Origin of the sequence: Sphingopyxis sp. (genome assembly GCF_034380315.1) — a bacterium.
Taxonomy (GTDB): domain Bacteria; phylum Pseudomonadota; class Alphaproteobacteria; order Sphingomonadales; family Sphingomonadaceae; genus Sphingopyxis.
The window spans coordinates 557,930-583,873 of record NZ_JAXMPB010000002.1; the positions used below are offsets into that span (position 1 = coordinate 557,930).

The 25,944-nt window shown below is 65.5% G+C and carries 23 protein-coding genes and 1 tRNA gene; 13 read left to right on the forward strand and 11 right to left on the reverse strand.

Features of this window, described 5'->3' with window-relative positions; translation table 11 throughout:
- The first annotated feature begins 121 nt into the window (after nucleotides 1-121).
- The gene (locus U0S50_RS05745) at nucleotides 122-832 is read left to right on the forward strand and encodes an imm11 family protein (protein WP_322307799.1); all 711 of its coding nucleotides are present in this window, start codon (nucleotides 122-124) and stop codon (nucleotides 830-832) included.
- A 290-nt stretch (nucleotides 833-1,122) separates the two neighbouring features.
- Here the strand turns inward: U0S50_RS05745 and U0S50_RS05750 are convergent, their stop codons facing one another.
- From U0S50_RS05750 to U0S50_RS05760, 3 genes are all read right to left on the reverse strand, one after another.
- Entirely contained in the window at nucleotides 1,123-2,061 is a 939-nt protein-coding gene (locus U0S50_RS05750) for a DUF808 domain-containing protein (protein ID WP_322307800.1), read from the reverse strand.
- Between the two features lie 18 nt (nucleotides 2,062-2,079).
- Nucleotides 2,080-3,453: an aspartate aminotransferase family protein gene (locus tag U0S50_RS05755; RefSeq protein WP_322307801.1), complete on the reverse strand. Its 1,374-nt coding sequence runs from the start codon at nucleotides 3,451-3,453 to the stop codon at nucleotides 2,080-2,082.
- A 202-nt stretch (nucleotides 3,454-3,655) separates the two neighbouring features.
- Nucleotides 3,656-4,396 (reverse strand): gamma-glutamyl-gamma-aminobutyrate hydrolase family protein, encoded by a 741-nt coding sequence (locus U0S50_RS05760; RefSeq protein WP_322307802.1) that lies wholly within the window; start codon nucleotides 4,394-4,396, stop codon nucleotides 3,656-3,658.
- A gap of 111 nt (nucleotides 4,397-4,507) precedes the next feature.
- On the opposite strand from U0S50_RS05760, the gene U0S50_RS05765 reads away from it, so the two are divergent.
- From U0S50_RS05765 to U0S50_RS05790, 6 genes are all read left to right on the forward strand, one after another.
- Complete coding sequence (locus tag U0S50_RS05765) at nucleotides 4,508-5,368, forward strand: class I SAM-dependent methyltransferase (RefSeq protein ID WP_322307803.1); 861 nt, start codon at nucleotides 4,508-4,510, stop codon at nucleotides 5,366-5,368.
- A 281-nt stretch (nucleotides 5,369-5,649) separates the two neighbouring features.
- The gene (locus U0S50_RS05770) at nucleotides 5,650-6,168 is read left to right on the forward strand and encodes a spore coat U domain-containing protein (RefSeq protein ID WP_322307804.1); all 519 of its coding nucleotides are present in this window, start codon (nucleotides 5,650-5,652) and stop codon (nucleotides 6,166-6,168) included.
- Nucleotides 6,169-6,197: 29 nt separating this feature from the next.
- Nucleotides 6,198-6,797 (forward strand): spore coat U domain-containing protein, encoded by a 600-nt coding sequence (locus U0S50_RS05775; protein WP_322307805.1) that lies wholly within the window; start codon nucleotides 6,198-6,200, stop codon nucleotides 6,795-6,797.
- Nucleotides 6,791-7,582, forward strand: coding sequence for a molecular chaperone (locus U0S50_RS05780; RefSeq protein ID WP_322307806.1), 792 nt, complete (start codon nucleotides 6,791-6,793; stop codon nucleotides 7,580-7,582). Before U0S50_RS05775 ends, U0S50_RS05780 begins: the two co-directional genes overlap by 7 nt.
- Nucleotides 7,583-7,588: 6 nt before the next feature.
- Complete coding sequence (locus tag U0S50_RS05785; RefSeq protein ID WP_322307807.1) at nucleotides 7,589-9,961, forward strand: fimbria/pilus outer membrane usher protein; 2,373 nt, start codon at nucleotides 7,589-7,591, stop codon at nucleotides 9,959-9,961.
- Entirely contained in the window at nucleotides 9,949-10,947 is a 999-nt protein-coding gene (locus U0S50_RS05790) for a spore coat U domain-containing protein (RefSeq protein WP_322307808.1), read from the forward strand. Before U0S50_RS05785 ends, U0S50_RS05790 begins: the two co-directional genes overlap by 13 nt.
- A 73-nt stretch (nucleotides 10,948-11,020) precedes the next feature.
- Here U0S50_RS05790 and U0S50_RS05795 read toward each other — a convergent pair.
- The 6 genes from U0S50_RS05795 to U0S50_RS05820 all read right to left on the reverse strand — a co-directional run bounded on the left by U0S50_RS05795 (nucleotide 11,021) and on the right by U0S50_RS05820 (nucleotide 18,349).
- Nucleotides 11,021-11,097 (reverse strand) — tRNA-Arg (locus U0S50_RS05795).
- A 44-nt stretch (nucleotides 11,098-11,141) separates the two neighbouring features.
- A complete protein-coding gene (locus U0S50_RS05800; RefSeq protein ID WP_322307809.1) occupies nucleotides 11,142-11,669 on the reverse strand; it encodes a DUF1254 domain-containing protein in 528 nt (175 codons plus the stop codon).
- Nucleotide 11,670: 1 nt separating this feature from the next.
- Complete coding sequence (locus U0S50_RS05805; RefSeq protein WP_322307810.1) at nucleotides 11,671-12,246, reverse strand: DUF1214 domain-containing protein; 576 nt, start codon at nucleotides 12,244-12,246, stop codon at nucleotides 11,671-11,673.
- Nucleotides 12,247-12,261: 15 nt separating this feature from the next.
- Nucleotides 12,262-14,940: a pyruvate, phosphate dikinase gene (gene ppdK, locus U0S50_RS05810; protein WP_416194957.1), complete on the reverse strand. Its 2,679-nt coding sequence runs from the start codon at nucleotides 14,938-14,940 to the stop codon at nucleotides 12,262-12,264.
- 153 nt (nucleotides 14,941-15,093) lie between these two features.
- Nucleotides 15,094-17,334: a glycine--tRNA ligase subunit beta gene (glyS, locus tag U0S50_RS05815; RefSeq protein WP_322307811.1), complete on the reverse strand. Its 2,241-nt coding sequence runs from the start codon at nucleotides 17,332-17,334 to the stop codon at nucleotides 15,094-15,096.
- Between the two features lie 133 nt (nucleotides 17,335-17,467).
- The gene (locus U0S50_RS05820; protein WP_322307856.1) at nucleotides 17,468-18,349 is read right to left on the reverse strand and encodes a glycine--tRNA ligase subunit alpha; all 882 of its coding nucleotides are present in this window, start codon (nucleotides 18,347-18,349) and stop codon (nucleotides 17,468-17,470) included.
- A 339-nt stretch (nucleotides 18,350-18,688) separates the two neighbouring features.
- On the opposite strand from U0S50_RS05820, the gene U0S50_RS05825 reads away from it, so the two are divergent.
- The 5 genes from U0S50_RS05825 (at nucleotide 18,689) to U0S50_RS05845 (ending at nucleotide 22,470) form a co-directional block, all read left to right on the forward strand.
- A complete protein-coding gene (locus tag U0S50_RS05825; protein WP_322307812.1) occupies nucleotides 18,689-19,636 on the forward strand; it encodes a TraB/GumN family protein in 948 nt (315 codons plus the stop codon).
- Between the two features lie 65 nt (nucleotides 19,637-19,701).
- A complete protein-coding gene (locus tag U0S50_RS05830) occupies nucleotides 19,702-20,541 on the forward strand; it encodes a TraB/GumN family protein (RefSeq protein ID WP_322307813.1) in 840 nt (279 codons plus the stop codon).
- A 119-nt stretch (nucleotides 20,542-20,660) separates the two neighbouring features.
- Entirely contained in the window at nucleotides 20,661-21,296 is a 636-nt protein-coding gene (locus tag U0S50_RS05835; protein ID WP_322307814.1) for a 50S ribosomal protein L25/general stress protein Ctc, read from the forward strand.
- 66 nt (nucleotides 21,297-21,362) lie between these two features.
- Complete coding sequence (pth, locus tag U0S50_RS05840; protein ID WP_322307815.1) at nucleotides 21,363-21,932, forward strand: aminoacyl-tRNA hydrolase; 570 nt, start codon at nucleotides 21,363-21,365, stop codon at nucleotides 21,930-21,932.
- 4 nt (nucleotides 21,933-21,936) lie between these two features.
- Entirely contained in the window at nucleotides 21,937-22,470 is a 534-nt protein-coding gene (locus U0S50_RS05845) for a topology modulation protein (protein ID WP_322307816.1), read from the forward strand.
- A gap of 88 nt (nucleotides 22,471-22,558) precedes the next feature.
- Here the strand turns inward: U0S50_RS05845 and U0S50_RS05850 are convergent, their stop codons facing one another.
- Both U0S50_RS05850 and U0S50_RS05855 read right to left on the reverse strand, forming a co-directional pair.
- On the reverse strand, nucleotides 22,559-22,996 hold the full coding sequence (locus tag U0S50_RS05850) for an acetyltransferase (RefSeq protein WP_322307817.1): 438 nt from the start codon (nucleotides 22,994-22,996) through the stop codon (nucleotides 22,559-22,561).
- 84 nt (nucleotides 22,997-23,080) lie between these two features.
- A complete protein-coding gene (locus tag U0S50_RS05855) occupies nucleotides 23,081-23,746 on the reverse strand; it encodes a CAP domain-containing protein (protein WP_322307818.1) in 666 nt (221 codons plus the stop codon).
- Nucleotides 23,747-24,019: 273 nt separating this feature from the next.
- Between U0S50_RS05855 and U0S50_RS05860 the strand changes: the two genes are divergently transcribed.
- Entirely contained in the window at nucleotides 24,020-25,870 is a 1,851-nt protein-coding gene (locus U0S50_RS05860) for a PhoX family phosphatase (protein ID WP_322307819.1), read from the forward strand.
- Nucleotides 25,871-25,944: the final 74 nt, after the last annotated feature.

The following is a 25,944-nucleotide window of genomic DNA, read 5'->3' on the forward strand; positions in this document are numbered from 1 at the left end:
CTGGTCGTTAGGTGATCTTGTACCTCCACCTAAAAGCTGACGGAAAACGCCTGTTTGTCAGTCAACCGAGCCGTTTTCTTAACAAGCTGCCATTACCCTTGCGCATGCAGGAGGGTATTTGATGGCTTGGTTAATGGAAAAGAACTGGCATTTCTTTGAGCCAAACTTCGAGATCACAGAAAATCCCGACAACACAAAACTGATAAACGCGACCGGCATAAGCTCTTTCCTGCCTTGGCGCTTTGGCGGAAAGCCTATAGTCGCGAGACAGAGCAAGGCGCACAAAGGTAAGCTGAGCGACATGATCCTTGTTGATGGATCGGTTGCCGTCCATCAGAGATTTCGCGACCTCGTTGAGGAGCTTGAGCCGGGCATCCATGCATTCGCCCCAATAATTCTTGAACGAAAAAATGGCGATCGGATCGGTGAGGACTATTTCCTGTTCAGCGCGCAGCAGGATATCGATTGCTTGATAACAGACAACAATCCAGAGAATTTCGAGTTTCTTTGGGAGAACGATACAGGCGTAAAGCAAATCCTATGTAAGCTAACCCAGCCCGGCCACGAAGTCCCGATCAGCAAGCCTCCCATCGCTGGCAAGCACCTTTGGACTGCTGGCCTTTTGGGCCTCAACCAGATGTTCGTATCAGTCGAATTTGCTGACGCCGCGCGAGAGAACCTTCGCGGTCTCCGCCGCTTCGAGAGGCGCTGCACCGCGATTGACCGACCATGGATAGCCGAGGAACAAATGGGGCCATTGCTTTCGCGACACAACGCCTATGTAACCAGCGGACGCTCAGAGGTGAACTATACACTCGGCGAGATTTGGTAAAAGAACGGCGCGGGTGGTGCATCCACCGCGCGCGTGACGAAAACCACATGAAACTCGTGCATTCGTTGCACGTTTCGGAGCTATTCGCGTCACACACGGCATCGTGCGGTCGCATGGCACCTCGCTCGTCCGAGAATTACTGTCGGATTGAGAAAGTGTCCGACAACGTGCGTTGAAGGGTTTTCCGTCACCGCCGAAGGGCCTCTATCGGACCACGTTTTCCCGAAAGCTGCCTAACCGCTCCCCACCCCAAACCAGCCACCAGACGCGCCTGCCCCGGCGCACGCCACCTAATGCGCGGCTTTCTTGCCCGGCACCAGATGCAGCGCCGCGACGATCACCCCGCCCAGCGCCAGCCCGAACAACCCCGCGCCGCCCGCGTTGATCAGCCATTCCCAGACCCCGGCACCGGGCAGGCCGCCCGCCACCGCATGGGCGAAATCGTGAAGCCCGTGGCCGATATTGCCGATATGATATTCGTCGAGGCCGTGGAGGAAAATCTGGCCGCCGACCCACAGCATCGCCGCGGTGCCGATCGTCGCCAGCGCCGCCAGCAACTTGGGCATCAGGTTGACAAGACCGCGCCCAATCGACCGGCGCGCCGCCGAACCCGCCTTGGTCATGGCCAGGCCTATATCGTCCATCTTCACGATCAGGCCGACGACGCCATAGACGGCGATGGTGATCGCGATCGCCACCACCGCCAGCGTCGCGGCGCGCATCGCGAAATGTTCGTCGAGCACTTCGTTGAGCGCGATGACCATGATTTCGGCCGACAGGATGAAGTCGGTGCGGATCGCGCCCTTGACCATCGCCTCTTCATGATCCTTGTCGGCGACGATCGCGGCATCCTCCTCCAGGCTCGTCGTATCCTTCCGGAGCGAATGCCAGACCTTTTCGGCGCCCTCGAAACACAGATAGGCGCCGCCGATCATCAACAGCGGCGTGATCGCCCACTGCGCCAGCGCCGACAGCCCCAGCAGCACCGGCAGGATCAGCACCAGCTTGTTAAAGATCGACCCCTTGGCGATGCGCCAGATGATCGGCAGTTCGCGGTCGGGCGTGAATCCGGTCACATAGCGCGGCGTCACCGCCGTATCGTCGACGACCACGCCCGCCGCCTTCACCCCCGCTTTCGACGCGGCGGCGCCGATGTCGTCGATGCTCGCCGCCGCGACCTTGGCAATGGTGGCGACATCGTCGAGCAGGGCAAAAAGGCCGGATGGCATGGGGTTGATCTTTCCGTGTTAAAGGGCGCGCAGTTTCGGCATGACTTCATCCAGCGATTTGCGGATGATGGCAACCATCGCGTCGATCTCGTCGGTCGAAATCACCAGCGGCGGGCACATAACGATACTGTCGCGAATGCCGCGCACCATCAACCCGCCCGCGATGCACGCATCACGCACCATCGGCCCGGCGGTCCCTTCGGCCCCGCCAAAGCGCGCGCGGCTCTCCTTGTCGGCGACGATCTCGACCGCGCCGAGCAGGCCCACCGAGCGGGTTTCGCCAACCAGCGGATGATCGTCGAGCGTCGCCAGCGCCTTGGCCAGATGCGGTCCGGTCACGCTGGCGGTGCGCTCGACCAGTCCTTCGCGTTCGATGATCGCGATATTCTTCAGCGCCACCGCCGCGGCGACCGGGTGGCCCGAATAGGTAAAGCCGTGAACGAAATCGCCGCCGGTCTTCAGCACCGCGACGACATGGCTCGCCACCGCGGTTGCCGAGATCGGCAGATAGCCCGACGACAGCCCCTTCGCCATCGGCATCAGGTCGGGGGTGAAACCCATCGTTTCATGCCCCCACATCCTGCCGGTGCGGCCGAAACCACAGATCACCTCGTCGGCGACCAGCAACAGGCCATATTTGCGCACCACCGCCTCGACCTTCGGCCAATATCCCTTGGGCGGGATGATGACGCCGCCGGCACCCTGCACCGGTTCGCCGATGAAGGCGGCGCAATTTTCGGGCCCGACCTCCAGGATCCTGTCTTCGATCGCCTGCACACAGGCGTCGCAGAACTCCTCCTCGCTCATCCCCTGCCCTTCGCCATAGGCATAGGGCTGGCGGACATGTTCGACGCCGGCGATCGGCAGGTCGCCCTGCGCGTGCATCGCCTTCATCCCGCCCAGCGAGACCCCGGCGACGGTCGAACCATGATAGGCGTTCCAGCGGCTGATGAAGACCGTCCGCTTGGGCTCGCCCTTCAGCTTCCAATAGTGGCGCACCATGCGGAAGACGGTGTCGTTCGCCTCGCTGCCCGACGCATTGAAAAAGACGTGCGGCAACCGCCCGCCGGTCAGCGATGCGATCTTGGCCGCCAGCTCGACGGTCGGCGGCGTCGCGGTCTTGAAGAAAGTGTTGTAAAAGGGCAGCTCGCGCATCTGCGCCGCCGCCGCCTCGACCAGTTCCTCGCGGCCATAGCCGACATTGACGCACCACAGCCCCGCCATGCCGTCGAGGATGCGGTTCCCCTCACCGTCGGTGATCGTGCAGCCCTCGGCATGGGTGATGATGCGGCTGCCGCCCAGCCGTTCGATTTCGGCCCAGTCGGCCTGCGCGGGAAGATGATGGGCGATGTCGAGACGCCGCAGTTCGGCGATGTCGTGATTGCGGGGCATAGTCTTGTTCCTGATCCAGAAGTCAATTTGCATCGAGCGAAGCCGAGATGCCTCCCGGCCTTGCGCCGCGAAAAGTAGGTGTCTCGACCCCGGACCGCGTCGATGGCCTCGACACGCGCGGGGGCGAGAGTGCCGGCTTTCTTCGGTCAGGGCGAAAAGCTGATCCGTGCGAGGCAGCGGTCATAGCGGGTGACGCAGCGGTTCATAACGCCCCTCTTAACGCACGGCCAAGAAGGTGAAAATAGGTCTGGCTCTGCGCCTTGTCGTCGGTCGCCCATTCGGGATGCCACTGCACCGCGAGCAGCGGCGCGCCGTTCGGCCGGGCGCTATACGCCTCGACCAGCCCGTCGGGCGCCCGCGCCTCGACCGCCAGCCCGTCGGCGAGCGTGCCGATGCCCTGATAATGGACCGAATTGACGTCGAGCGACGGCTGGCCATAGGCCGCGGCGAGCATGCCCCCTTCGGCCAGATCGACCCGGTGACGATGATCGAACATCGCGTCAAAGGCGGCGCCAGCGGGGGCGTGATGGGGCAGCAGCGCTTCGTTCGCCGACGTGTCGCGGCGCAACGTGCCGCCCAGCGCGACGTTGATTTCCTGAAAGCCGCGGCAGATGCCGAACAGCGGCCGCTGCGCCGCGATCACCGCCGCGACCAGGTCGATCATCATCCGGTCGCGATCGGGATCGAACGGCCCTTCGCCCGCCGCGCCGTCGCCATAGCGCGCCGGCTCAACATTCGACGGCGTGCCCGTCAGCAGCACCCCGTCGAGCCGCCCGACAATCTCGCCCGCGCGCATATGATCGGGCAGCGACGGGATGATCAGCGCCGCGCAATCGGCGTGGCGCATCGCCGCGGCCGCATAACGGCTGACCACCACCTGCGCGGTTTCGGTCCCCACCGGGCGGTTGCAAGCGATGATGCCAAGGACGGGACGCGCGGACATGCAAACGACGCTGCCCCGTTTTCCCGGCCGGTTCCAGTATTATTTTCCATCGCTTGCCGAGCGTCGCCAAAAGGTATACTTGCGAATCATTCGCAAATATTGGGAGCCATTATGACCGAGACGACCGCCGCGCAGACCCACGATTGGGAGGGCGACGCCGCCGACCGCTGGGCCGCCAATCTCGGCCGCCTCGACCAGATGCTCCAGGTCTTTGGCGATGCCGCCATCGCCGCTGCCGCACCGCGCCCCGGCGAGCGCATCCTCGACGTGGGCTGCGGACAAGGCACCACCAGCTTTGCCCTCGCGCGCATGGTCGGCGGTGACGGTCATGTCCTTGGCGTCGACATCTCCAGCCAGTTGCTGGATCACGCGCGCGCTGACACCCCCGACGCGCTGCCCGTCAGCTTCCTGTTGGCGGACGCGGCCCGGGCCGATTTCCCGCCCTTGTCCTTCGACCTCATCTTTTCGCGCTTCGGCGTCATGTTCTTCGACGATCCGCGGGCGGCCTTCACCCATATGCGCCGCGCGCTGTCGGCCGATGGCCGCCTCGCCTTCGTCTGCTGGCGCAGCGCGGCGGAGAATGACTGGGTGCGGCTGCCGATGGCCGCGATCCGCGACATCTTGCCCCAGACGCCCGCCGATCCCAATGCCCCCGGCCCCTTTGCCTTCGGCGACTCGGCCCGGCTGAAGGCCATATTGGCCGACTCGGGCTTTTCCGACATCGCAATCGCGCCCTTTGACGCCGCCATCCCCTATGGCCACGGCACCACCAGGGACGCCGCGATCGAGGACGCCCTCGACATGGCCTTTGCGGTGGGGCCGCTGTCGCGGGCGCTCGTCGACCAGCCCAACGATATCAAGGACCTCGCCTCCGATGCGGTTCGCGCCGCGCTGGCGCAGCGCCCGGGCGACACCTCGATTCTCATCGACGGGGCGGCGTGGATCGTAACGGCCCGCAATGGCGGCGGTTGAACCTTGCCGCCGCTGTCCCACTGTGGAGCATGTCCGCGATCACAATTTTTAAATCGCAATCATCACAACGAGATACGATAAAGATACCATGTAACAACGGGTCAATTAAGTTGTGATTTGCAATAATATTACCTTTAGTTGTAACTTACATCTATTCGAGAATGAAGACTCATTAACCTTTTTCCATTAAATAGAAAATCGTCTTGTGGGGAAGGCAAATTGAAAGAGCGCAGCTCTTTTGAGGAGTTTTCAAAATGCTCACAAAGAAAATACTTTCATCCATGGCTGTATTGGCACTGGCTTTTCAGGCCACATCGGCGCAAGCAACAATCACTGGCACCGTCGACGCCACAATAACGCTCCAGGCCGGTTGCATCATAAACGGGGTGAATTTGACCGACGGTGCCACCGGTGCCGATTTCGGGACGCTGGACTTCGGCACCCACAACACGCTGTTCACCCAGGCGGACGGACAGATACTGAACGGCGGGCTGGGTTTCACCATCCAGTGCAGCAACGGCATCGCACCCGTCCTGTCCTTCAACGCTGGCCAGAACGACGGCTCCGGCGCCGGACTCGGTGCACGCGCCATGGCGCATCAAACCGATGTCGGGCGCTTCGTGACCTATAATCTCTATTCGGACGCTGGACGCACCGCGGTCATCCCGATCAACGGCACCGTCACCCTTGCGGCGAGCGGCCTCCTCCAGACGGTCAATGTCTATGGCCGCGCTTTTGGGGAGGCGGGCCTGACTCCCGGCGCCTATTCCGACATCATCACCGTGGTGCTCGAGCTTTAGGCCCAGCCGGTTCAGCAGGATCCGGTGCCATGCCCTTTCCGCTCCAAACCCGCCCGGCAAGCGAGCGCCCTCCTGCGGCCCGCCCCCTTGGCGCCCGCCTGATCGCCGGCCTGCTGGCGATCGGCCTGACCGGCCCGCTCGCCGCATCCCTGCCTGCCCGGGCGGAAACCAGCGCCCAGTTCGACGTCACCGCATCGGTTGTCGCCGGATGCCTCGTCGACGGCCTGGGAGACAGCGGCAACGCGGGCCTGATCGGCACCCTCGATTTCGGGGTCGATTCCTCGCTTTCGACCGCCACCCATTTGGCAAGCACCAACGGATCACAGAGCATCAGGCTGCGCTGCACCCCCGGCGTGGACCTGATGGTGGGCGTCGATGGGGGAACCCATGCCGCTGTCGGCGCCCGAAATTTGCAACGCGGCGGCGACACCGCGTCGCGCATTCCGTACAGCCTGTGCAGCGACGCGGCGTGCATCCAGCCGATCGCCATCGGCGGCACGGCGTCGGTGGCGGTGACGGGCGCGAACAGCGATGATGTGCGCCTGCCGCTGTTCGCATCGCTGACACTGCCCGGAAACCTGCCGCCGGGCACCTACACCGACACGTTGACAGTGACGCTGGCATGGTAACGCCGCAGCCCCCCTCCCTCGCCGCGGCGCGCACGGCAACCCGCATCCTGTTCCGGCTGATCCTGCTGTCGGTCATGCTGATCGCGCTGCCGCGGGCCGCGTTCGCCCAGCAGTCGGGATCGCTGTTGATCTGGCCGGTCAATCCGGTGATCGAGGGCGACGCCAAGGCCGCCGCGCTATGGCTCGAAAATCCCGGAAAAGCCCCGGCAACCCTGCAAGTCCGCATCTTCGCCTGGGCCCAGCAGGACGGCCGCAACACCTATGCCCCGCAAAATGACGTCATCGGCTCGCCGCCCATCTTCACGATCGAACCGGGACAGCGCCAGCTCGTTCGACTGACTCGGCTCACGCCGCCGCCGGGCGTCCCCCAACAGGCCTTTCGCGTCATCGTTGACGAGGTGCCGACCGGCGACGGCAACGCCTTGCCTGGCGCGGCGGTCAGCTTTCGTATGCGCTATTCGCTCCCCCTGTTCGCGCTGGCCGCGCGCCGAAAGGGACAGGATTCGCTTGCCGATCCCGCACCGCAACTGTCGTGGCGGCTGGGCAGCGACCCCGACGGGCGCTTCGTCGAGGTTCATAACAAGGGCGATGGCCACGCGCGGTTGACCAACGTGTCGCTGTCGCAGGGCACGAAAATGCAATCCTTCGCCACCGGCCTGCTCGGCTATGTGCTTCCCGGTGCCTGGATGCGCTGGCCGCTGCCCCCGGACGTGGACGCGGGCGGCGAACTCGTGGCCTCGGTCAACGGCGGCGAGCCCGCCCGTATCGAGCGCCGCCGGGAATAGCCACCGATGGGCCGCCCGATCCCTCTCGCGCTCGCCCGACCGAGGACCGGACTGCTCGCTGCGTCGCTTGTTGCCGCCCTACCGGCCGCCACACTCACACCCACCGTGTCGCTGGCCGCCGAAACCATGGCTGCCGACAATTTCGGCGACCTCCCGCCTCCGGCCGACCATGTCGATCTGGCGGCTGATCAACAGCTTGAACTGGAATTGTTCGTCAACGGCGTGCGCAGCGGTATCGTCGCGGCCGTCACCCGCCGGGGCAGCCGCTTCCAACTCCGCGCCCAGGATCTCGGCCGCGCCGGACTTCTGATCAGGGACCAGGGCGACACCCTCTATGTCGACAGCCTCGAAGGCGTGCGGGCCGACTATGACGCCCCGCGCCAGCAACTGCACCTGACCGTCACGCCCGAATATCTGCCGCAACAGCGGGTCGGCGACAGGCGCAAGGGCTTCTCGCCCGCAAAATATGATACCGGCGCCCTGCTGAACTATGATCTTTACGTCAGCGACGGCCGAAAGGCACCGGCCCAGGCCTCGCTGTGGCACGAGGCGCGCGTCTTCGGATCGGCCGGGATCTTCTCGACCACCGGGGCCTTCCGATCGGGTCAGGCGAAAAAATACATGCGCTTCGACAGCCACTGGCAATGGTCCGACGAACGAACCATGACGACGCTGGAGGCCGGCGACATCATCACGCGCAGCTTGCCGTGGGCGTCGGCGGTCCGCCTCGGCGGTATCCAGATCTCGCGCGACTTTTCGGTACGCCCCGATATCGTCACTTACCCCTTGCCCGAATTCGCGGGCAGCGCGGCGCTGCCCTCGACCGTCGATCTGGTCGTTCGCGGTCAGCGGGTGGCGGGCGCAGAAGTCAACCCCGGCCCCTTCGTCCTCGACACGCTGCCACCGATCAACGGATATGGCGAAGCCAATCTGATCGTCACCGACGTCCATGGGCGCAGCGTTTCCACCGCGATGCCCTTTTATATCAGCACCGCGCTGCTGCGGCCGGGGCTGACCGATTTCGCCGCCGCCTTCGGCAGCTTCCGGCGCAACTATGGCGTTCGCAATTTCGACTATCGGGGCGTGGCCGCCACCGCATCGGCGCGCCACGGCGTCACCGACGCCCTGACGCTGGAGGTGCGGGCCGAAATTGCCGACGACATGAAACTCGCCGGGGGCGGCGGGGCGGTAAAGCTCGGCCATTTCGGCGTCCTCAGCGCCTCCTACAGCCGCAGTTTCAGCGACCGGGGCGACGGCGGCCAGCTGATGGTCGGTTATGACTATCAAACGCGCGGCCTGTCGATCGGCGTGCGGCACAGCCGTCGCGATGCCCATTATACCGACCTCGGCCTGATCGACCGCAACGATCGCCGCGGCTGGGAACGGCTGACCGCCGTGACCGCCAGCCTGTCACTCGACGATGCGGGAACAATCGGTTTCGGCTATTTCGACCTGCAACAGCAATGGGCCCGCGATTCCCGCATCGCGAACATCGCCTGGGTGCTCCCGCTGTGGGGCGAAAGCCGCCTCAACGCCTCGCTGTCGCGCGAATTCGTCGAAAGCAGCTGGTCGGGCGCCCTTACCCTCAGCCTGCCGCTGGGCGGCGGAACCGCCGGCGGCGGGGTCATCCAGGGGCTGGATGGCCGCACCGCGCTGCGCGCGGACTATTCGCGCGCTGCCCCCGTCGAAGGCGGCATCGGGTGGAACGCCAGCGTCCTCAGCGAGGATGGCGGGGATCCCTATTGGCGCGGCGACCTGACGTGGCGCCTGCGTCCCGCGCAGTTGCGCGCGGGTGTCTATGGTCAAAAGGATGCAACGCTCTGGTTCGGGGCCAGCGGATCGCTCGTCTTCATGGATGACGCGGTATTTGCCGCCAATCACATCGCCGACGCCTTTGCGGTCGTCAGCACCAATGGCGAACCAGGCATCGCGGTGCGCTATGAAAATCAGCTCATCGGCACCACCAACGCCCGGGGCAAATTGCTCGTCCCTTCCGCCAGTCCTTATTATTCGGCGCGCTACGACATCGACACGCTGTCGCTTCCCGCCAACGTCAAGGCGCCCGTGGTCAGCCAGAATGTCGCCGTCGCGGCGGGTGCAGGACACGTCATCCAGTTTCCGGTGACGCACATGGCCGCCGCGCGGGCGATCCTGATCGACCCGGCGGGCGAACCGCTGCCCGCGGGCGCCGCCGTGACCCTCAACGGCGCGCATGTCACCTATGTCGGCTGGGACGGGATGCTGTTCGTCGAACAGGTCGCGGCCGACAATCGCATCGCGGTCGCCTTTCCCGACGGCCGAACCTGCCGCACCCAATTCTCCGCCGATCCCAAGGCCGATGCGATCGCCGATCTGGGGGAACTGACATGTCGACCCTGACCCGCCGCATCTACGCCCTGCTCGCCCTCGCCGCCGCCGCCGCGCTCGCCCCCGATCCGGCGGCGGCGTGCACCACATCGACGACCAGCACCAATCTCGGCAGCGCCAGCTCCTACGCCATAGCAACGACCGTTCAACAAGGCAGCGGGTCGGCGGGGCTGCAATGCGACATCCTGCTCGCCGCGCTCACCACCCACTATGTCGGGCTGCGCGTCGATGCCTCTTCCTTTCTACTCACCGGCCCCGGCGGCCAGACCATCCCCTATGTCGCATCGCTGACCGCCAACGGCACGCCGCTTGCCGTCGGCAACTTCCAGGACCTGTCCTCGACCAGTCTGGTCAGCCTCTTCTCCGGCACAAGCAACAGCATCCCCATCTATTTCCGTACCGCGGCCACGCCCGCGCTACAGGCGGGCACCTATTCGGGCTTCGTCGATCTGCGCTGGTATTATTCGGTCTGCTCGCTCGGCGTCGTGGCATGTCTTGCCTTCTCCGAAAGCCCCGGTTTCGTCCGTCCGGTGCTGATCGGTTCCCCCACCTGGGGCAGCGGCACCGCGGTTCGGGTCAACGTGACTCTGACGGTCGAGAACGACTGTGTCATCACGGCTCCCAGCGCCAGCTTCGGTTCGGCCCCGCTCGTCGGCAGCTTCAATCCCATCACCCGCACCATTCTGATCCGGTGCAGCGCGGGGGCCAGCTACACGGTCGGGCTGAACGACGGAAACAATCCCGACAGCGGGGTTCGGCGGATGCGCAGCGGCGCCAATTATCTGCGCTACGAAATCTACAAGACCGCGGCTTCCGGCGACCGCTGGGGCGCGGTCGGCGGCGACCGCCGCAGCAGTGCGACCGCCGACAGCAACGCCGGCATCTATGATTCGGTGACGACGCAGGGCTTCACCTATCGCGCCGCCATCCTGCCCGGACAGACGACACCCCCGGCGGGCAGCTACACCGACACCATATTGGTCGACGTCGCCTTCTGAGCCCGGACAGACGGGCGATCCATAACGACAAAAAGCGCGGTAAACCGCGCGCTTTGCCAATAAAAAGGGGAAATGGCGCACCCGGAACGATTCGAACGTCCGACCCCCAGATTCGTAGTCTGGTGCTCTATCCAGCTGAGCTACGGGTGCGTGGAGCGGTGCCTTTACGGGCAGTCGTTCGGGTGCGCAACCCCTTATTTCAGCTTTGTGACCGGCTGGCAGAAAGAACGGCGACGAAGCGCGTCGACTTCGCCGATTTCTGCGGGATCCCTGAGCAGCAGACGGATGAGCGCAATCCCCCGGTCATGGCTGGTGCGGACGACCGGGGCGCCGGCGGGTACCGCCTGCCCCGCGCGGGCGACGATGATTCGGTACGGCGCCCCCTTTGCCTCGACATCGTTGCGCACGAAAACCACGTCGGTCGCGGCATCGAAGATGCTGAGCGAGCTGTAACGCCCCGGCACCGGCACCACCTCGATCGCCAGCGGCCCCGCCGACAGGTCGAAGGGGCAGCTCGAATAGGCAAGGTCGGGGCTGGGACGCACCACCGGCTGGCGCTCCGGGGTCGCCAGATTGCCATGGCTCATCCGGTTGACCCCGCCCTTCCCCAGCCGCTCGATCGCGGCCCCCATCATCGCATAGGGAATGGCGGCAACCGCGGCCCAGGCGGTCAGCGCCGCGACGGCAAGGCCAAGCAGGACGGGGCCGGTCCAGCGCCGCATCTCAGCACCCCTCCTTCACGATGTGCGGCAAGGCGGCCTGCGCCGGATCGGCGCGAAAGCCGTCGCCCGGATTGTACATGCGCAGCGTCAGGTGAAATTTCCGCCCCCTGGTGCCGGGTAGCCAGGCGTCGCCACCGGGCTTGTCGGGCGCGATGGCGACATGCCATTCGCCCTTGCCGTCGAGCGCGACATTGGCGCCGTTGACCGACCAGATGCCGGCCTCATTGGCGACCAGATAGCCGCCCGTGTCATACAGGGTGACGCTCCACCAGCGTGCATCGAGCGGCCGTCCCGACAGGCGGTAGCGGCAATCGCCGTCGAGCGGTGCCCCCGCGCCGTCCTTTTCCGCCGACCAATAGACGGTTTCCCGCGCCGGCAGCGCGAGCAGCCCGGCCCGCGCGACCGCCGCCCTTGTCAGCGGGTCGGTCGCCTTGGTGCCATAGCCGAGCGAGGTGGTCCACGGGCCGTTGACGATCTGGCCGCCGCGCAGGCCGCCGCCCGTCAACGCCCAGGCCATGCCGAGCCCCGCCGCCACGCCAGCCACCAGGGTGATTGCGTAGCGGTGCCAGCCCTTCATGCCCTGCCCCCGTGGTTATTTGCCCTTTTTCAGGGCCGCCTGCGCCGCCGCGAGGCGGGCGATCGGCACACGGTAGGGCGAAGCGCTGACATAGTCGAGGCCGGTCTTTTCACAGAAATGGATGCTCGGCGCGTCGCCGCCATGCTCGCCGCAAATGCCGAGCTTGACGGCCGGGCGCGCCCTCCGCCCCCGTTCGGCGGCGATCTCGATCAACTGGCCGACGCCTTCGACATCCAGGCTGACGAACGGGTCGGTCAGGAAAATGCCCTTGTCGACATATTGGGTCAGGAAACGGCCCGCATCGTCGCGGCTGATGCCGATCGTCGTCTGCGTCAGATCGTTGGTGCCGAAACTGAAGAATTCGGCGCTCGCCGCGATCTCGCCCGCCATCAACGCGGCGCGCGGCAGCTCGATCATCGTCCCGACCAGATAGGCGATTTCGCGTCCCTTTTCGGCGAACACCGCCTTCGCGGCCGCATCCACGACCGCCTTCATCAGGTCGAATTCGCGCCGCGTCGCGACCAGCGGGATCATCACTTCGGGGATCGGCGCCGCGCCGGTTTCGGCGGCAACGTCGCACGCCGCCTCGAAAATCGCCCGCGCCTGCATCTCATAGATTTCGGGATAGGTGACGCCCAGGCGGCAACCGCGATGGCCCAGCATCGGGTTGAATTCATGCAGTTCGTTGGCGCGCGCCTTCAGCGCCTCGATCCCCACCCCCGCGGCTTCGGCGACGTCGGCGAAATCCTCTTCGCGGGTCGGCAGAAATTCGTGGAGCGGCGGGTCGAGCAGGCGGATGGTGACGGGCAGCCCCGCCATCACGCCAAAGATCGCGGCGAAATCGCCGCGCTGTTCGGGGAGCAGCTTGGCAAGCGCGGCGCGGCGCCCATCCTCGCTGTCGGCCAGGATCATCTCGCGCACCGCGGTGATGCGCGCCGCGTCAAAGAACATATGTTCGGTGCGGCAAAGCCCGATGCCCTCGGCGCCGAAATCGCGCGCGACCTGTGCGTCCTGCGGGGTTTCGGCGTTGGTGCGCACCTTCATCCGGCGCACCTTGTCGGCCCAGGCCATCAGTGTGCCGAAATCGCCGACCAGTTCGGGAAGCAGCGTCGGCACCTCGCCCGCCATCACCTCGCCGGTCGAACCGTCGAGGGTGATGATGTCGCCTTCCTTCAGCTCGCGCCCGGCGACGCGCAGCACCCGCGCGCTGCCGTCGATGGCGAGGCCGCCGGCGCCCGACACGCACGGGCGGCCCATGCCGCGCGCGACGACCGCGGCGTGGCTGGTCATCCCGCCGCGCGCGGTCAAAATGCCCTTGGCCGCGTGCATGCCGTGAATATCCTCGGGGCTGGTTTCGACGCGGACCAGGATCACCCCCTCGCCCATCGCCGCCGCCTTTTCGGCGCTGTCGGCGTCGAACATGATCTTGCCCGATGCGGCGCCGGGGCTGGCGGGCAGCCCCTTGGTCAGCACGTCGCGCGGCGCCGCCGGGTCGAGCGTGGGATGAAGCAGCTGGTCGAGCGCGCCGGGATCGACGCGGCCCACCGCTTCCTGTTCGGAGATCAGCCCTTCACCCGCCATATCGACCGCGATCTTCAGCGCCGCCTTGGCGGTGCGCTTGCCCGAACGGGTCTGAAGCATCCACAGCTTGCCGCGCTCGACCGTGAACTCGATGTCCTGCATGTCGCGGTAATGGCTTTCCAGCGTGTCGAACACCGCGCCCAGCTCGGCGAAGGTTTCGGGCATCGCCTCTTCCATCGACAGCGGCTTGGCGCCCGCCTTTTCGCGCGCCGCGCGGGTCAGATATTGCGGGGTGCGGATGCCCGCGACGACATCCTCGCCCTGCGCATTGATCAGCCATTCGCCGTACCAGGCGCGCTCGCCGGTCGCGGGATCGCGGGTGAACGCCACGCCGGTGGCCGACGTGTCGCCCATATTGCCGAACACCATCGCCTGGACATTGACCGCGGTGCCCCATTCGCCGGGAATGGAATTGAGGCGGCGATAGACTTTGGCGCGGTCGCTTTCCCAGCTGGCAAAGACGGCGCCGATCGCGCCCCACAGCTGATCCTTGGGCTCCTGCGGGAAAGGCGCGCCGGTTTCGCGCGCGACGATCGCCTGATATTCGGCGACCAGCGCCTGCCAATCCTCCGCCGCCATCTCGGTGTCAAGATAAAAGCCCTTGTCTTCCTTGGCGATTTCTAGCGCCTCTTCGAACTCGGCATGGTCAAGCCCCATGACGACGTCGGCGTACATCTGCACGAAGCGGCGATAGCTGTCCCACGCAAAGCGCGCGTCGCCCGACGCTTCGGCGAGCCCCTTCACGGTCGCGTCATTGAGCCCGAGGTTGAGGACGGTGTCCATCATCCCCGGCATCGACACGCGCGCGCCCGAACGCACCGACACCAGCAACGGGTTCGCCGGGTCGCCGAAACGCTTGCCCGTAATCCCCTCGATATGCGCGATGCCCGCATGCACTTCATCGGCAAGCCCGGCCGGAAACTGTTCGCCGCCCGTATAATAGGCGGTGCAGACGTCGGTGGTGATCGTAAAGCCCGGCGGCACCGGCAGGCCGATCGAGGCCATTTCGGCAAGGTTCGATCCCTTGCCGCCCAGCAACTCCTTCGACCGCTCGGCCGTGGTGGCCGCACCGCCGAACAAATGCACCATAGTCGTCTGGTTAGGCGTCGTCATGTCATGCTCCTGCTGCCCCGGGGAGGAGGGTTTGCGGGGAATAATATTCTTGCCCTTTAGGGTCGATTCAGTTTTGCTTTTAACGCGTTCGAGCGAACCTATTGCTGTAATACGAATGCCAGGACCTTATTTCTTCATTCCTGACGGTTCGGGTTAACCCTCGATCTTCGAAAAATCGGCGACGCCGTGCACCGCGCCGGTAAAGCGCGCGAGCAGCCCCAGCCGGAACGCCCGCACCGCTTCGTCGGGATCATTGACCATCACCCCTTCGAAAAAGGCGTCGATCGGCGCGCGCAGCGAGGCGAGCGCCGCCATCGCGTCGGTGAAACGCTCGTCGGCGACCGCGGCGGCGGCGGCGGGTTCGGCGGCATCGAGCGCGGCGAGCAGCGCCGCGTCAGCGTCGGTCGGCGGCGTTGCAGCGACAGCGCCGCTCACCTCGCCCGCCTGCTTCAGGATATTCGCGGCGCGCTTGTAACCCGCGAGCAGGTTCGCCCCGTCGTCGGTCGCCATAAAGGCTTGCAGCGCCTTCACGCGGGCGAGCAAGCGGACGAGATCATCCTCGCCGCCAAGCGCGAACACCGCGTCGATCAGGTCGTGGCGGACGCCGGCTTCGCGTTGCTGGACCTTGAGGCGGTCGGCGAAGAAGTCGAGGAGAGCAGGGAACGTGCTAGCCTTCGCAGAGATTACAAAGGTAGCATCTGCTTTCATCGACGCATATGTCGCCTGTCCGACTTTGATCGTGGTTACATCATCGAAAGCATAATAATTGTGATAGTAATTTTTAAAGCCAGAGATCTCACGCCTTGGCTTATCCCAATCCGCTTCGGGATCTTGGAGCAATAGCTGCCAACCCTGACGCCGTTCGACCTGAGCGGTGTACGCGTCAAAAATCAAATCAAACGCTCGAACAAGGGAAAGCCTAACCTTATTGCACTGAAGGAGAGCAAACGTCGAAATAGCCGCACGCCGAAGAGCAAACGGATCTTTGGAACCACTGGGCTTCTGATTGATTGCGAAGAAGCAAAGCGATGTATCCAGCTTATCCGCCAGCGCCACGGCCACCGTCACCGGCGCCGTAGGTACATCATCACCCTGCCCGATCGGCTTGTAATGGTCGCGGATCGCGTCGGCGACGGCATCGGGCAGGCCTTCGGCGCGGGCGTAATAGCCGCCCATCAGGCCCTGCAATTCGGGGAATTCGCCGACCATTTCGGTGACGAGATCGGCTTTCGCCAGTTCGGCCGCCTGCCGCGCGAGCGCGGGGTCGCAGTTCGGGACGATGCCTTCGCTCGCCAGCCATTCGGCGAGCTTCGCCACCCGCTCGACCTTGTCGGCGACGGTGCCCAGCTTTTCGTGGAAGGTGATGTTCGCCAGCTTCTCGGCATGCTCGGCCAGCGTCTTCTTCTGGTCCTGGTCCCAGAAAAAGCGCGCGTCGGACAGGCGCGCCGCGAGCACTTTTTCATTGCCCGCAACGATCGCCGCGCCGCCGTCCCTGGCGTCGATGTTCGCGGTACAGACAAATCCGTTGGCGAGCTTGCCGTCAGCGCCGTTCACGACGAAATATTTCTGGTTCACGCGCGCGGTCAACTGGATGACCTCGGGCGGCACCTCCAGGAAGGCTTCGTCGAAACGGCCGAGCAGCGGCACCGGCCATTCGGTCAGCCCGGCATTCTCGATCACCAGCCCTTCGTCGGCAACCAGCACCAGCCCCGCATCCGCGGCGGCCTTGGCGGCGCCGTCGCGGACGATCGCCTGCCGCTCCTCATGATCGACGATGACGTGGCAGGCGCGCAGCTTTTCGGCATAGTCGGTGGCCGATCCGATGGTGATCTCGCCCGGACAGTGGAAACGGTGCCCGCGCGTCGCGAAGCCGCTGGCGATGCCGCCGATCTCGCACGGAACCAGCTCCTCGCCAAAGATGGCGACGATGCCCGACAACGGGCGCACCCAGCGCAGGCTTTCGCTGCTCGCGCTTTCGCGGCCCCAGCGCATCGACTTGGGCCAGGCAAAGCCGCGGACGATCGCCGGGATCGCCTCGGCGAGCACGTCGGCGGTCGCGCGGCCGGGCTTGTCGATCACCGCAAAATAGACGCCGTCGCGGTCTTCGAGCTGATCCTGCGTCAGGCCGGTCTTGCGCAGGAATCCTTCCAGCGCCTGCGGCGGCGCGCTGGTGCGCGGACCTTTCAGCTCCTCGCTGACCGCCGCCGTCGCCGCAGGCAAATCGCGCGCGATCAGCGCCAGGCGGCGCGGGGTCGACCAGATGCTGAGCTCGCCCGTTTCGAGGCCCGCCGTCGCCATCTGGGCGCGGAACAGCTTTTCCAGTTCGGCGCGCGCCCCGGCCTGCATCCGCGCCGGGATTTCCTCGCTGCGCAGTTCAAGAAGAAAGTCGGTCACAGCAAATCCTCCGAACCCCAAACCCCGTTCGCGTCGAGCGAAGTCGAGATGCCCCGAAGGACGGCGCCATTCCGATGGGTGTCTCGACTGCGCTCGACACGAACGGACATAAGGGGCGTTGCAGGGCGCATCATCACAGTGTCCACCCCGGATATTTGGCCGCCCAGCCTTCGGCCTGGCTGTCGATCCACGCCTTGCAGCTGCCCTTCGCCAGGTCACGGACGCGCGCCATATAGTTGGCGCGCTCCTGCACGCTGATCACGCCGCGCGCCTGGAGCAGGTTGAACAAATGGCTCGCCTCGATCGCCTGGTCATAGGCGGCGAGCGGAACCCCCGCCGCGATCGCGCGCTGGCATTCGGCCTCGGCCGCCTTGAATCCCGCGAACAGGCTGTCGGTGTCGGCGACCTCGAAATTCCATTTCGAAAATTGCCGTTCATTTTCCAGAAACACGTCGCCATAGCTGACCCCCGGCACGTCGCCGACGGGATCGGAAAAGCGCAGGTCATAGACATTGTCGACGCCCTGAATATACATGGCGAGGCGTTCGAGCCCGTATGTCAGCTCGCCCGCGACGGGCTTGCAGTCGAAACCGCCCATCTGCTGGAAATAGGTGAACTGGGTGACTTCCATCCCGTCGCACCACACTTCCCAGCCCAGCCCCCAGGCGCCGAGCGTCGGCGATTCCCAATCATCCTCGACAAAGCGGATGTCGTGGAGCAGCGGGTCGATGCCGATCGCCGCCAGCGAGCCCAGATATTGTTCCTGCAGATCGGCGGGCGACGGCTTCAAAATCACCTGATATTGATAATAATGCTGCAACCGGTTCGGATTTTCGCCGTAGCGGCCGTCGGTCGGGCGGCGGCTCGGCTGGACATAGGCGACGTTCCACGGCTCCGGCCCCAGGCTGCGCAGCGTCGTCGCCGGGTGAAAGGTGCCTGCGCCGACGCGCATGTCATAGGGCTGCAGGATCGCACAGCCGCGCGCGCCCCAATAGGCATGCAGCGTCAGGATCATCTCCTGAAAGCTAAGAGGTTTCTTTTCCGCCGCGTCGGCCACGCTTTTCGCCCTCTATTCGCAGGTGCAACAAGTGCCGCCGCCCTTGGCGCAGCGGCGCGCGAGGGTCAAGGGCCGAGCCGCCCCCCGGCCGCTCCGCGCCCCCGTATCGCCTGCCTGGCGGCTTGCCGCGCGCGCCGATTTTGCGCCGCCGGCGGATGCAATGTCGCTTTCCGTCCGTGCGGCCCGCGCCACTCTGGCGCCCCCTCCGCGGTTCAAATATCGTCGCCCCCCGATTTTCACCTTCCCTTTGCTGGCTTCCCCCGCCTATCTTCGGGGGAACTGAAAGGCTTTCCCGCTATGAAAAAATGGTTCCAGAAACTCGCGCTCGGCTGCGCGCTCCTTCCGCTGGCGTTGCACACCACCCTACCGGCCGCCACGGCCGCCGAGACAACCGAACCCGTCGCGGCAACCGCTGCGCCGGTGGTGCCGACCGTCGATGCCGACCCGGCGCTTTGGGTGGTGAAGGATGAAGATACGACCATCTATCTGTTCGGCACCGTCCATGTGCTGAAGCCCGGCCTCGGCTGGTTCGACGAGGCGGTGAAGGATGCGTTCGACCAATCCGACGAGCTGATGCTCGAAATCGTCATGCCCGACGATCCTGCCGCGATGGCAAAGACCATGATGCCGCTGGCGGTCGATCCGAACGGCAAGGCGCTGTCGTCGCGGCTCGGCGCCGACGATCTCAAGGCCTATCAGGCCGCGATGACCGACATCGGCATCCCCGCCGCGCAGTTCGAAATGTTCGAACCCTGGTTCGTCGCCGTCACCATGTCGATGCTGCCGCTGGCAAAGCTGGGCTATGACCCCGAACAGGGCGCCGAGAAACAGCTCACCACCATCGCCAAGCAGAATGGAAAGCCGATCAGCGGGCTCGAAACGGTCGAACAGCAGCTCGGATATCTCGACCAGCTTCCCGAAGCCGCGCAGGTCAATTATCTCAACACCGTGGTACGCGACATTGCGAAAATGGGCCCGACGCTCGACACCCTCGTCGCGCAATGGGCGGCCGGTGATCCCGACGCGCTCGCGGGAACGATGAACGAAAGCCTGGGCAGCACCCCCGAGCTGGCGAAAACGCTGCTCTGGGACCGCAACCTCAACTGGGCGGACCAGATCACGGCCCGCATGGCAAAGCCGGGCACGGTGTTCATCGCGGTCGGCGCCGGGCATCTGGCGGGCGAAAAAAGCGTCCAGGATTATCTGAAGGAGCGCGGCCTGACCGCCGAACGGATCGAATATTGACCGCGGGCGATCGCCCTTCCCGGCCTTGGCCGCACTTTGGGGGCCGCCGCCTTGCGGCGGCCCTTTTGCCATGGCTGCTCGCGGCCTGCGCGCCGGCGGCGCCGGAGCAACGCGCCCGCCCCGCGATGTGGCTCGTCAGCGACGCCGACACGAAAATCTACCTGCTCGGAACGATGCACGCGCTTCCCGCACGCATGAGCTGGGAGGGAGGAAAGGTCGGCGATGCCGTATCGGCCGCCGACGAGCTGGTGATGGAACTGGCACCGAAAGAACTGGCGGCGGCGGGCGGCGTGTTTCAGGAACTTGCGCCGCGCACCCGGCCGCTGGCGATGGAGACGCGGCTGCCGCCCGCCGCCTACGCCCGTTTCCGCACGGTGGAAAAGGACGGCGGCTTCGATGGCGACGGGCTCGACGACTGGGCAGTGCTCGTCCTGATCGGACAGCAGATTGCCCGGCGCGCCGAACTTGATCCCGCCAATGGAGTCGAAACCGGCCTGACGCGGCACTTCCGCGCGACGGGCAAGGCGATCGGCGGGCTCGAAACCGCGCGCGAACAATTGATGATCTTCGAAACGCTCGACCCGCAGACCCAGCGCGCGCTGCTCACCCGCGCGGCGACGGGCGCCGATACCGCGGTCGCCGATGTCGAGGCCATGACCACCGCCTGGGCGAGCGGCGATGTCGCCGCGCTCGAACGCATGATCAACGAGGATGTCGAGGCGGTGCCCGCCGCGCGACAGGCGATCATCGCCGACCGCAACCACCGCTGGGCCGCGTGGGCGCGGGCGCGCATGGCGCGTCCCGGCACCGTCCTGCTCGCCGTCGGCGCGGGTCATCTGGTGGGTGACGACGGGTTGCCCGCGCTGCTCGCCGCAGAGGGGCTGGCCGTCCGGCGCGTTCAATAGGCCGGCGCCCGGCGGGCGGCGCTTGCAATTCGCGCCTTTCCCCGCTATGCGCCCGCGCTTCCGTCATGGTCATCCCTGGAGGCGTGGCGGACTGTGTAACTGTTTCTCGGAGAAATGATATGAGCGATCAGCTGACGCTGACGGCCGAGACGCGCGAACGCGGAGGCAAGGGAGCCTCGCGTGACCTGCGTCGCAACGGCCGCGTCCCCGCCGTCGTCTATGGCGGCAAAGAAGAGCCCCTGATGATCCACGTCGAAGAAAAGCTGCTGATGAAGCAGTTGATGACGGGTCACTTCATGAACTCGGTCGTGATGATCGAAGTCGGCGGCAAGACCATCCGCACCCTGCCCAAGGACGTCGCCTTTCACCCGGTCAAGGATCGTCCGATCCACGCCGACTTCCTGCGCATCAGCAAGGACGCCAAGGTCCATGTCGAAGTGCCGGTCGTCTTTGCCAATGAAGAAGCGTCGCCCGGCCTGAAGCGCGGCGGCGTCTTGAACATCGTTCGCCACGAGCTGGAACTGATCTGCGACGCGGACAAGATCCCCGACGAGATCGCGATCGACGTCACCGGCTTTGACGTCGGCGATTCGATCCACATCAGCCACGTCACCCTGCCCAAGGGTGTCGAAAGCGCGATCACCGACCGCGACTTCACCATCGCCACCATCGTTGCCCCGTCGGCGCTCAAGTCGAGCGACGGCGACACGAGCAAGAGCGAAGGCGAAGCTGCCGAAGGCGGCGACGAAGCCTGAACCTGACAAAAGGGCCTCCTCCTCGCGGAGGGGGCCTTTTTTCAAGACCCCGAGAAAGGCACGAACATGCAGCTCTGGGTCGGCCTCGGAAATCCCGGGCCCCAATATGCGATGCACCGCCACAATGTCGGCTTCATGGCCGCCGATGTCATCGCCGACATGCACGGCTTTTCCCCGCCCGCGAAAAAATTCCAGGGCTGGATACAGGATGGCCGCATCGGATCGCAGCGCGTGCTGCTCCTCAAACCCGCGACCTTCATGAACGAAAGCGGGCGCAGCGTGCGCGCCGCGTTGGATTTCTACAAGCTCACACCGCAGGACGTCACCGTCTTTTACGACGAGCTCGACCTCACCCCGATGAAGGTGAAGGTCAAACAGGGCGGCGGCGCCGCCGGCCACAACGGCATCCGCAGCATGATCCAGCATATCGGCGACGATTTCCGCCGCATCCGCATCGGCATCGGCCATCCGGGCAGCAAGGCCCGCGTCACCGGACATGTGCTGGGCAATTACGCCAAAAGCGAGATCGAACCGCTCGCCGACCTCCTCGGCGCGATCGCCGCCGAAGCCAAATGGCTCGCCGACGGCGACGACGCCCGTTTCCAAAGCGACCTCGCGCTGCGCCTCAACGGCTAGGGCGATGGATCGCGTCCTGGTCATCGGTCCATGCGGCGCCGGCAAATCGACGCTGTCGGCCGCGCTCGGCCCACGCCTCGGCCTGCCCGTCCATCACATGGACCAGCTCAACTGGAACCCCGGCTGGGTGGAAAGCGAACGCGAAACGCTGCTCGCCAGGCTGGACGCGGTCGTCGCGACCGATCGCTGGCTGATCGACGGAAATTACGGCAGCAGCCTGCCGCCGCGCCTCGCCCGCGCCGACACCATCGTCTATCTCGACTATCCGATCCACCTCTGCCTGCGCCGCCTGTTGCGGCGCATCTGGACCTATCGCGGGCGAAGCCGCCCCGACATGCCACCGGGATGCCCCGAACGCTTCGACCTCGCCTTCTTCTTCTATGTACTCACCTGGAACAGCGGCCCGCGGAAACGAACGGAGGCGGTTCTGCGCGACTATCCGGGACGGCTGATCCGCCTTCCGAACCCTGGGGCACTGACCCGCTGGCTTGCCACGCTTCCGCCTGCACCGACCGCCGCCCCGACTTCGCCGTCATAATCGCCCGCGGCGGGGCCAAGCCGCCCGCCGACCGGACCTGCGCCCACATCGATCCCGCACCTTCCGGGGACAGCCCGCCATTCGCCGGTCAGTTCAGATGGGCAAGGTGGATCAGCAGATAGGGCCGCCCTTCGCCGTCGATCGGCGAGCGCCCCGTTCGCTGGAACCCCATGCGCTCATAAAATCCGACCGCTTGATCATTTTGTTCATTTACATCGGTCGTCATCGCGGGATGGAGCGAGAGACCGTGCATGACAAGCGCGGCCCCGATACCGCTGCCGCGATGGGCGGGGTCGACGAACAGCGCTTCCATATGTCCGTCATCGATCAGCATAAAGGCCAGCGCACGGCCATCGGCGTCGACCGCCAGCCACAACGAAGCGTGCGGAAGGAACCCGCACACCATGTCGTCGATGGCCAGGCGATCTTCGGGCGTCAGAAAGTCATGCGTGGCGTCGACCGCGCCGCGCCAGATTTCGATGACGCGGCCGCCATCATCCGGGCGGGAAAGCCGAAGCGTTATCATGGACCTGGACTACACCGCCTTGGCCCGCGAGGGAAAGTTACAAGGCGGAACGGACACGCCGCGACGCCGCCATGCGTTCCGTGCCTAGTCGGCGCTGGACGGACGGCGGGGCGGCGGCGGGCGCGATCCGTCGCGGGTTTGCGACAGGACGATCACGCACATGCGCCGATGGACAGGATGGGTGCCGCATCCGACCCCGGCATAGCGAAACTCGTTTGCCAGCACCGTCTTGCGGTGGCCCCGTCCCGGCACCCCGTCGCCGATCACGAATTGCTCGATCACCGATGCCGGGTCCGAATGGCCATAGGCGATGACCTCTCCGATAAAGGGGCCGCCGCCGCGCGCCGCCACCCGCTCCGCCGGGCCGCGCCCGTTCGACCGGTGCCCGACCCCGCCCGAGCGCGACTGTTCGGCGACCAGATCGGCCGCCGCACGCGCCAGAACCTCTCCATGGCCCAGCACCGCGACGGGCGGCGCGACGCGCAGGGCGCGGACCGCCTCGTCGACCGCGGGCAGCCCTTCATGCGTCATGATGTCGATTTCATCCTCGCTGCGCCCACGCAGGATACGTCCGTCGAACCGCTCGCGGGTTTCGGCGACATAATGGGCATAGTCGGCGGGGTCGCTGCGCAGCAGGTTGAGTTCGTCGAGAACGGCGTCCTCGAAACGGCTGGGCGCCGCGAAGGCAGCAGCCGTGGCCGCCGTAAACGCCAGCGCGGCGCTGCCGCCTGCCAACCGAATCCGCTTCACTGTCGATCCTTTCCGTCCCGTTCGCGCCCCGACCGATAGCGCGGCCGAGCTTAACGCCGCACAACCCGCACGCCCCGGCCACACCCCATGCCGACCGATCCGCACCGGCCCTCCCCCCACCCCCCGCCGATTGTCACACGCCTGTCATCGGCAAACTTCGTTCTGACGCCATCCCGCAACCGCGCTGCAACGCCGCGCTGCAAAGAGGGCGACCGACCGCATCCGGGCGCCCTTGTCCGGGAAGGTACTGAAATCAGAGAATAAGGGGATTGCATGTCACATCTGACCGACGCCGCGCGCGCGCCCTATCGCCGCGCCACCGACGACCATAATGGGCCCAACAGCCTGGAAGCGCTGGTCGGTGAGAATCCGTCGCGCCGTTCGATCCTGCGCAACGGCCTCTTCGGCCTGTCGGTAATCCCGGCCGCCGCGCTGGCCGCCTGCACCGATGACGATGCCGACGCGATCGTCACCCTTCCCCCGACCCCGACCCCTTCGCCGACCCCGACGCCCACGCCTGCCCCGGTCAGCTATGCCATCACGTTCGGCGCGGTCGCCGCGAACCGGAACGACACCGTCACCGTGCCGCAGGGCTATACCGTCGAGCCGCTGTTGAAGGCGGGCGACTCGATCGAAACCGGCCCCGCCTATTCGGGCAGCTTCCCCACCCCCGCCGACGCCGAAAAATGGGCCGGCGGCAATCACGACGGGATGGAATATTTCGCGCTGCCCGGCGTCAATCCCAATCGCGGCGGGTTGCTCGCGATCAATTTCGAATATCCCGATTTCAACATCTTGATGGCGGGCGGCTATGACGCCGCCACCGCGACTGCGGATCAGAAGGCGCTGGCGCTGTCGGCGGTCGGCATCGGGGTCGTCGAAATCGCCCGGGACGCCGAAGGCAAATGGGCGGTCAAATCGGGATCGACGTATAACAAGCGCTATACCGGCAACAGCAGCTATCGCGCGGGCGGACCCGCGGCGGGGCTGTTGTCGGGGTCGATCAAGGGGATGCTCAACAATTGTTCGAGCGGGCGGACCCCGTGGAACACCTATCTGACCTGCGAGGAAACCACCGACAATTATCTCGACCCCACCCAGCCCGAGGAAAATTACGGCTGGGTGGTCGAAATCGACCCGCTGCGCGAACTCGCGCCGCCGACCAAACGCACCGCGATGGGGCGCTTCAGCCACGAAAATGTCGCGCATATGACGAACAGCGACCATCGCGTCGCTTTCTATATGGGCGACGATTCGACGCCGGGCTGCATCTATAAATTCGTCCCCGACCGCGCCTTCAGCCCGTCGAACCGCGCCGCCAACACCGATCTTCTCGACTATGGCACGCTGTATGTCGCGCGCTTCAATGCCGACGGAACCGGCGAATGGCGGGCGCTGGTCGTCGGGCAGAACGGCCTGACCGCAGGCGCGCAGAATCCCGGCAACATCAGCCAGAGCACGACCCCGCCCGCGCCGGTAACGGTCCATTTCAACAACCAGGCCGATGTGCTCATCCATTGCCAGTCGGCGGCGCGCGTCGCGGGCGGCACGGTGATGGACCGCCCCGAATGGCTGACCGTCGCCCCCGACAACAGCGCCGTCTTTGTGACGCTGACCAACAACAGCCGCCGCCGGGTTGCCGACGCCGCCAATCCCCGCACGACCAATTTGCACGGCCATATCGTCAAGTTCGCAGAGGAAGGCAATTCGCCGCTCGCCACCAAATTCCGCTGGGAAATTTTCCTGCTGGCGGGCAGCCCGGCGCTCGCCGACGCCAATCTGAAAGGCAATATCAACGGCGACCCCTTCTCCAGCCCCGACGGTCTGCGCATCGACCCGCAAGGCCGGCTGTGGGTCCAGACCGACGCCAGCACCGGCGCCGCGACCACTTCGGTCTTTGGCAATAATGCGATGTATTATGTCGATCAGGCGACGAAGGAATCGAAACGCTTTCTGGTCGGCCCGGTCGGGTGCGAGATCACCGGCCTCGCCTATACCCCCGACCTTGCGACCTTCTTCATCAATATCCAGCATCCGACCGGCGACTGGCCGGTTGCGGGCCAGGCGCCGCGATCGACCACCATCGTCGTCCGGCGCAGCGACGCCAAGCCGGTCGGCGCCTGATCCGATCATCGCATCTGGAAAAGGCCGGCCCCTGCCGCTAAGGGGCTGGCCTGTTTCCAGATCGATCGGATGAT

Coding starts and splice junctions, on each gene's coding strand:
- U0S50_RS05745 (WP_322307799.1), top strand. CDS start 122: ATGGCTTGGTTAATGGAAAAGAACTGGCATTTCTTTGAGCCAAACTTC.
- U0S50_RS05750 (WP_322307800.1), bottom strand. CDS start 2,061: ATGCCATCCGGCCTTTTTGCCCTGCTCGACGATGTCGCCACCATTGCC.
- U0S50_RS05755 (WP_322307801.1), bottom strand. CDS start 3,453: ATGCCCCGCAATCACGACATCGCCGAACTGCGGCGTCTCGACATCGCC.
- U0S50_RS05760 (WP_322307802.1), bottom strand. CDS start 4,396: ATGTCCGCGCGTCCCGTCCTTGGCATCATCGCTTGCAACCGCCCGGTG.
- U0S50_RS05765 (WP_322307803.1), top strand. CDS start 4,508: ATGACCGAGACGACCGCCGCGCAGACCCACGATTGGGAGGGCGACGCC.
- U0S50_RS05770 (WP_322307804.1), top strand. CDS start 5,650: ATGGCTGTATTGGCACTGGCTTTTCAGGCCACATCGGCGCAAGCAACA.
- U0S50_RS05775 (WP_322307805.1), top strand. CDS start 6,198: ATGCCCTTTCCGCTCCAAACCCGCCCGGCAAGCGAGCGCCCTCCTGCG.
- U0S50_RS05780 (WP_322307806.1), top strand. CDS start 6,791: ATGGTAACGCCGCAGCCCCCCTCCCTCGCCGCGGCGCGCACGGCAACC.
- U0S50_RS05785 (WP_322307807.1), top strand. CDS start 7,589: ATGGGCCGCCCGATCCCTCTCGCGCTCGCCCGACCGAGGACCGGACTG.
- U0S50_RS05790 (WP_322307808.1), top strand. CDS start 9,949: ATGTCGACCCTGACCCGCCGCATCTACGCCCTGCTCGCCCTCGCCGCC.
- U0S50_RS05800 (WP_322307809.1), bottom strand. CDS start 11,669: ATGCGGCGCTGGACCGGCCCCGTCCTGCTTGGCCTTGCCGTCGCGGCG.
- U0S50_RS05805 (WP_322307810.1), bottom strand. CDS start 12,246: ATGAAGGGCTGGCACCGCTACGCAATCACCCTGGTGGCTGGCGTGGCG.
- ppdK (WP_416194957.1), bottom strand. CDS start 14,940: ATGACGACGCCTAACCAGACGACTATGGTGCATTTGTTCGGCGGTGCG.
- U0S50_RS05820 (WP_322307856.1), bottom strand. CDS start 18,349: ATGATCCTGACGCTGCATGCCTATTGGGGCGCGCGCGGCTGTGCGATC.
- U0S50_RS05825 (WP_322307812.1), top strand. CDS start 18,689: ATGAAAAAATGGTTCCAGAAACTCGCGCTCGGCTGCGCGCTCCTTCCG.
- U0S50_RS05835 (WP_322307814.1), top strand. CDS start 20,661: ATGAGCGATCAGCTGACGCTGACGGCCGAGACGCGCGAACGCGGAGGC.
- pth (WP_322307815.1), top strand. CDS start 21,363: ATGCAGCTCTGGGTCGGCCTCGGAAATCCCGGGCCCCAATATGCGATG.
- U0S50_RS05845 (WP_322307816.1), top strand. CDS start 21,937: ATGGATCGCGTCCTGGTCATCGGTCCATGCGGCGCCGGCAAATCGACG.
- U0S50_RS05850 (WP_322307817.1), bottom strand. CDS start 22,996: ATGATAACGCTTCGGCTTTCCCGCCCGGATGATGGCGGCCGCGTCATC.
- U0S50_RS05860 (WP_322307819.1), top strand. CDS start 24,020: ATGTCACATCTGACCGACGCCGCGCGCGCGCCCTATCGCCGCGCCACC.